The organism is Marinobacter lipolyticus (assembly GCF_018424605.1).
GTDB classification, from domain to species: domain Bacteria; phylum Pseudomonadota; class Gammaproteobacteria; order Pseudomonadales; family Oleiphilaceae; genus Marinobacter; species Marinobacter lipolyticus_B.
This window is the reverse complement of sequence record NZ_QTKT01000009.1, coordinates 178,908-185,003: the sequence shown is the minus strand read 5'-3', so window position 1 is coordinate 185,003 and position 6,096 is coordinate 178,908. Positions and strand designations below refer to the sequence as shown.

At 57.4% G+C, this 6,096-nt stretch carries 3 protein-coding genes and 1 rRNA gene; 1 reads left to right on the top strand and 3 read right to left on the bottom strand.

The window, feature by feature from the left end:
- Window positions 1-2: 2 nt before the first annotated feature.
- A 5S ribosomal RNA gene (gene rrf, locus DYI22_RS13465) occupies window positions 3-117 on the top strand.
- A 96-nt stretch (window positions 118-213) separates the two neighbouring features.
- Here rrf and DYI22_RS13460 read toward each other — a convergent pair.
- From DYI22_RS13460 to DYI22_RS13450, 3 genes are read right to left on the bottom strand one after another with little or no spacing between them, the layout of a single operon-like run.
- Window positions 214-921 carry a sensor histidine kinase gene (locus DYI22_RS13460; protein ID WP_213478610.1) on the bottom strand — a complete coding sequence of 236 codons (708 nt, stop codon included), beginning with the start codon at window positions 919-921 and terminating at the stop codon, window positions 214-216.
- On the bottom strand, window positions 918-2,561 hold the full coding sequence (locus DYI22_RS13455) for a tetratricopeptide repeat-containing response regulator (protein ID WP_213478609.1): 1,644 nt from the start codon (window positions 2,559-2,561) through the stop codon (window positions 918-920). The genes DYI22_RS13460 and DYI22_RS13455 overlap by 4 nt, the downstream gene beginning before the upstream one ends.
- Window positions 2,558-6,076 carry a PAS domain-containing hybrid sensor histidine kinase/response regulator gene (locus DYI22_RS13450; protein ID WP_213478608.1) on the bottom strand — a complete coding sequence of 1,173 codons (3,519 nt, stop codon included), beginning with the start codon at window positions 6,074-6,076 and terminating at the stop codon, window positions 2,558-2,560. Before DYI22_RS13450 ends, DYI22_RS13455 begins: the two co-directional genes overlap by 4 nt.
- Window positions 6,077-6,096 lie beyond the last annotated feature (20 nt).

Sequence of the window (6,096 nt, the reverse complement as noted above, 5' to 3'; positions counted from 1 at the left end):
TGCCTGACGACCATAGCGGTCTGGAACCACCTGATCCCATCCCGAACTCAGAAGTGAAACAGACCTGCGCCGATGGTAGTGTGGCGTTGCCCATGTGAGAGTAGGTCATCGTCAGGCTCCTAATACCCTAAACCCCAGCATCCTTGATGCTGGGGTTTTTTTATTGCCTGTCATTTCCCGGGTCTTTGCGATCTGGCATTGATAATCGGTTGTTTACGGCAGCCAGATTTCGAACACACCCCCACCCAGGCGCCCGCCATTGCGCAAGCGAATGCTTCCGGTGCGCTCGCCCTCACTGTGTAGTTTCGCAACCGAAGACGCAAAGAACAGTCCCAGGCTGGTGCTGCCGCTTCTGAAATCGAGAGACTTGAAGCTCAGTGTGCCGTTATGTTGCATGTGCTCGGGGTAACCCTCACCGTCGTCTTCAACGCCGATGACAAGATAGCCGTCACGCTCGCATGCGGTAAGCAAGATGCGACTTTTGGTATAGCGAATAGCATTGTTGATGGTGTTGTTAAGCACACCGGTAAGCAGGTCGTCATCGAAAAAACCGTTGATATCCTCAGCGTCCACGGAATAATGGATGCCGAGGCCCTCAAGGAGGGGAGTGTGGCGGGCAAGGTGCTCCGACAGGAAAGCGGGGACAAAGTGCTCTTCGATATGAGCCGAGAGGTTGTTTTCGCCAAGGCGGTAAATGCCCAATAACTGCACCAGATCATTGTGCATCCGCTCGGCTTCGTACTGAAGGGTGTTGAAGCGGGATGACTCGCCAAGGCTCTCCTCACGGTCGTTCCGTAATTCATCCAGGGAATTAAGCAACATGCCGAGAGAGTTCTTCATGTCGTGGACGGCAGAGGCCAGTACCATTGAGAAATCGATGTGGTTGTCTCTGGACTGATCACGATCCGGCGTCAGGCTCATGGCATCATTCCTTTCAGTTTATTGCCCAGTGCGATATAGCGTCGGTATTGCCGGTGTTGCTCGGGTAAGCCTGCAAGCTGATCCAGGCAATTCCGGCACGTGACCAGGAGGTCCGGATCGGGAGATCCCTCACTGTATTTCTTCATGAGGACCTGAACGAGGTTCAGATTCAGCGAGGTGTGGGCCGGTACAATCTTCAGGGCGCTCGAGAACTCGGCAACGGCGGCGTCCAGATCACCGGACTCGAAGGCCTTTATGCCGTCCCGGTTGAAAGCCCGGGCCTGCAATTTCTGACGGAATCCAACCGGTTCATCAAGAAGGTTCTCTATCTTCTGTAACAACTCGGGTTGGTCGTCGAATCTCTGGGCAAGGTGACCAAGAAGTTGCTTGGCCTGGTCCTCCCGACCCAGACGGAAGAGAGTTTTGGCATAGTCGATGCCGGTCTCGCCATCGATCGCATCCTCGTCCTGTAGCTCAGAGGCTATTGAATCGAGCGTTCGCTCTGCCTCCTGAATGCGGTCCTGTCCGGCATGAACCCGAGACTGGACAATTTTGCTACGGACCACCAGAGACTCGTTATCCTTGAAGCGTTTTTCCATCCGGGACAGTATTTTAAGTGCTTCATCAGCGTGCTCGGCGCCTTCCTCACTCAGGTCGCCTTCGGACAGGTCTGACAGTGACTGTCCGAGTGAGAGATAATGATCAGGATTGTCATGGATTGAGTGGGTGCCAAGGTTCACTGTCTGGCGCCAGGCGATAGCGGCTGTCGATATATCCTGATTGGCACTTGCCAGTCTGGCAAGTTGGCGATGGCGGAGAAGGGCATTCGGTGAGTGCTCGGCCGCTTTTTCCAGCACCTGCTGGGCCTGGGTCGGTCGCCCCAGGCTCTCCAGTCCCTCGGCCAACAAATCATAAGCTTCCATGTAGTCGGGATGCTTGCCGATCAGCTCTTTCAGTGACCGCACAGCGTCGTCATTCTGCCCGCTTGCCAGCAGAACCCGGCCGCGTCCGAGTCGGGCCCACGACAGATCGCGTTGAGCCAATACCTCATCATAGATCTTCAGCGCGTGGCTGTAGTCGCCCACCTGATAGTAGAGGTCGGCCAATGTTTTCATTAGCCAGGTCTTGAAGCGTGGCTGCCGTGGCAGCGTTTCCAGGCACAGGGAAATGGCGTCGGGATAGTTTTCGCGGTCTATCGCCCGATTGATGGGAAGCAGGGCATTTCGCTGGTGTAGCAAGCCTGCCAGGCGCTTCTCGAGCATGGCCCGGTTAATGGGCTTGGTCAGATAGGCGTCTGGCTGGTATTCCCGGGCACCCATGACCATTTCTTTGGACGTTTCCGCTGTCACCATCAAAAACAGGGATGACCGTTTCAGCAGTTTTTTGTGGCGCAGTTCTTCGAGAATGTGTTGGCCGTTTTTACCTTCGCCCAGGTTGTAGTCGCACAACACCACATCGACATGATTGTAGGCGCAGTGCTGGATGGCCGGGGCGGCATGGGCAACCAGTTCAATCTTTTCGGCGCCGCAACTGCGCAGCATCTGACGCATCGACAGGCGGAAATTTTCAAAGTCGTCAATGATCAGGTAGTTGAGCTTTCCGAAAATGTTGCCGCCGGTCGTTTTTGTTGTATCGGTCATGGGCGTTTCTGTTTCAGCAATTTGTTAACCAGTGCCCGCAAGGCGGCAGGCTTCACCGGCTTATAGAGAATCTGATAGCCCCTGGCAATGGCGTCCTCCCTGACCTCAGGAGCCATGTAACCGGTAATCAGTATGCCCGATATATCATTTACGAATCCAGCTCTCAGGGCGTCCATCGCATCCAGACCGTTCTTGTTGTCATCAAGCTGATAGTCCGCAAGCATGATATCGGGTTCCCGTCCCTGCAGTTTGAGGCGGGCATCCTCAAGGCTCTCCGCTGCGGTGACATCGCATTGCCAGTTCCCCAGCAAGGCGACCATTCCCTGCAGAATGGCCGGGTCATTATCGATGCACAGCACGTGAAGGCCGCCCAGGCTGGAGACCCGCCGCGATTGGCTTTGGGGTCGGCCGGTCGGGGTCTGGGGCTGTTCAGGAGGTGCCGTTGGAACGGTAATGCTGAAAACGCTTCCCCGGCCCTGCACCGAGTGGACATTCACCGGGTGATTCAGCATGCCACTGATGCGGTCCACAATGGCGAGCCCCAGGCCAAGGCCTTTCTTATCCCGCCCGTGCTGAAATCTGCGAAACTCTTCAAAGATATGGGTCAACTGGTCGTCCGGGATGCCTGGGCCGGTGTCCCAGACTTCAATACGTATGTAGCCCTTCAGGCGCCGGCAACCGAGGAGGATCTTTCCCTCAGGCGTGTAGCGAATGGCGTTGGACAGGAAGTTCTGGATAACCCGCCTCAGTAATTTGGCGTCCGAACGGATCCAGACCGTGCTGGGAACAACGTGCAGTTCCAGCCCCTGATCCTGGGAAATGGCGGAAAAATCGGTGGCCAGATGACGCATGATGTCGTTGACCGGGAAGGTACCGATATCCGGCTCAAGAGCTCCGGCGTCCAGTTTGGAAATGTCGAGCAGGGTACTGATGATTTCCTCGGCGGCACCCAGAGAGCTGTCGATGTGCTCGACCAGGTTCTTCATATCGCCTTCACCGGCTTTGCCTGCCAGTGCCGAAGTAAACAGTCTGGCCGCGTTCAGGGGCTGCAACAGGTCATGGCTGGCAGACGCCAGGAAGCGGGTTTTGCTCTGGTTGGCCTGTTCCGCCACGGATTTGGCCTTGAGCATCTGTTCATTGATGACCTGAAGCTCCTGGGTGCGCTCTTTGACCCGCTGCTCGAGATAGATGTTGGTTTCCTTCAGCGCCTGTTCGGTCCGTCGCATGGCGGTAATATCCTGGAAGGTGGTGACATAGCCTCCACCGGGGATGGGGCTGCCGTCCACCCGCAGCACCGTACCGTCCGGGCGCTGACGTTCGTACGACACCGGGCGCCCGTGGCGCATGTTTTCACAGCGGTCGAGGATGATTTCGTCAATTCTCCGCGCCGACAGGTTGGCGTTGGTGAGGTTATAGCGCATCAGATCCTCCACCGGGCGACCGACTCGGACATAACCGGTGGGGTAGTTGAACAACTCAAGGTAGCGATGGTTCCAGACTACCAATTGCTGCTGGTGGTTCACCACCGAAACACCAAGGCTGATGTTCTCGATGGCAGACTGGAGCAGTTCCCGGCTGAAGGTCATTGCCTGGGACGCTTCGTCGACAATGCTGACGACGTCTTCGATCTGCATGTCCCGGCCGGTGAGCGTGGATTCCAGCACAACCCGGGCCGTGGAGGCGCCAATGACCGACGCCAGCTGGCGCTCGATGTATTTCATCAGGTGCGATGAGGCCGGGCGGTGCGGATGCAGTCGGATGGCGTTACGGCGCTCGTAGTTGCGGAACAGGGTTTCTGACCGTTCCTCACCCATGAAGCGATCGGTCAGCGCCTGCAGATCAGACGTGAGAATCTCTCCCTGCCAGGTTTGATGCTGCGGTGTTTCGGCTTTGGGTTGCGGGTCGTGGAAGAACGAAGCAATCTGGATTTTTTCCCGAACCCTCTGGCGTGTCAGCATCGAGAGTACGATGTAGGTGACGGTATTGACGCCCAGGCTCCAGATAATACCGTGGCTGATGCGGTCGAGTTCCAGCCCGAAAAGCGCCGTGGGACGTGTCCAGCTCAGCCCCCACAGCCCCTTGTCGATCAGGGTTTCAGTCAGCCATCCGGTGGAAGCGAGTGCGGGTAGTAGCAGGGTGTAGCACCACAGCAAAAAGCCGAGCCCGAGCCCCCAGGCCGCGCCGGTGAAGTTACCGCGCCGCCAGATGATCCCGCCGACCAGCGCGGGGCCGAACTGCGCTGCGGCGGCAAAGGACAGCAGGCCGAACGCGGTAAGGCTGTAATCTGCCCCCGCCATTCGATAGAAGCCATAGGCCGTCAGCATGACGACAAAAATCGCGACACGGCGAATGCTGAGGAGCAGATGGCTCAGATCCGCGCGCTGATTCATTCGTGGCCGGAAAAACTTGAGCAGGGCAGGCATGATGATTTCGTTACTCACCATGGTGGCGATGGCCACGGAGCAGACGATGACCATCGCCGCTGCGGCGGAACCCCCACCCAGGAAGGCCAGGATGGCGAGCCACTCCTCACCGGCAAGAATCGGCAGCTTGAGGATCAGGATATCGGGGTCGGTACTGGCGGCTTCGGGATAGAGCAGGCCGGCGGCTGCAATTGGGAGCACAAACGCACTGGCAATAATCAGATAGATGGGCATCGCCCACCGCGCCGTTTCAAAATCCCGGTGGTCTGTGTTTTCCACCACCATCACATGAAACTGTCGGGGCAGGCAGATAATGGCCAGCATCGCGACCAGTGTCTGGGTGATGAAGGCCGGTGCCTCAACGCCATCGGTGGTCAGCACGCCGGTGAGATCCGCTTCCCTGACGTTGGCCAGCAGATCGCCAAAGCCCCCGAACAGTCCAAAACTGACGAAGAGCCCGACCGCGACGAACGCGACAAGCTTGATCAGGGACTCGAACGCCACCGCCTGAATCATACCCCGATGGTGCTCGGTGGATTCGAGGTGGCGCGTGCCGAACAGCACCGTGAAAACCGCCAGAACCAGAGTGATGTACCAGGCTGAATCTTTCCAGGCGGCGCTGCTCAGTTCCTGATACCCATGACCGGTGTCGGACAGCACATTGAACCCCATCGAAATGGCTTTCAGCTGCAGGGCGATATACGGAACGCTGCCGATCAATGCAAAGGTGGCAATCATCGCCGCAAGGATCTGGGACTTGCCATAACGGGACGCAATGAAATCTGCGATCGAAGTGCTGTTATTGCGTTTGCTGATGTAGATGATGCGGCGCAACAGTGGTGCGCCGAAGACGAAAACCAGCAGCGGGCCAAGGTAGATCGGCAGAAACCCCAGCCCTTCCTGGGTAGCGCGGCCCACGGCCCCGTAGAACGTCCAGGACGTAAAGTAGACCGCCAGCGACAGGGCGTAGATGTGGGTGCGTGCCCAGCGGCGGCGGTAGAGCCCGGGATGACGGTCGCCAGCCCAGGCAATGGCAAACAGCAGCGAGATGTAAGTGATTGAGATAAGAACTAACAGCCAGCCACTGAGCATAAACAGGCTTTCCCAAAAAA

What these genes read in the sequence shown, in the direction of transcription:
- DYI22_RS13450 (WP_213478608.1), bottom strand. Translation starts at nt 6,076, where the DNA reads ATGCTCAGTGGCTGGCTGTTAGTTCTTATCTCAATCACTTACATCTCG.
- DYI22_RS13460 (WP_213478610.1), bottom strand. Translation starts at nt 921, where the DNA reads ATGAGCCTGACGCCGGATCGTGATCAGTCCAGAGACAACCACATCGAT.
- DYI22_RS13455 (WP_213478609.1), bottom strand. Translation starts at nt 2,561, where the DNA reads ATGACCGATACAACAAAAACGACCGGCGGCAACATTTTCGGAAAGCTC.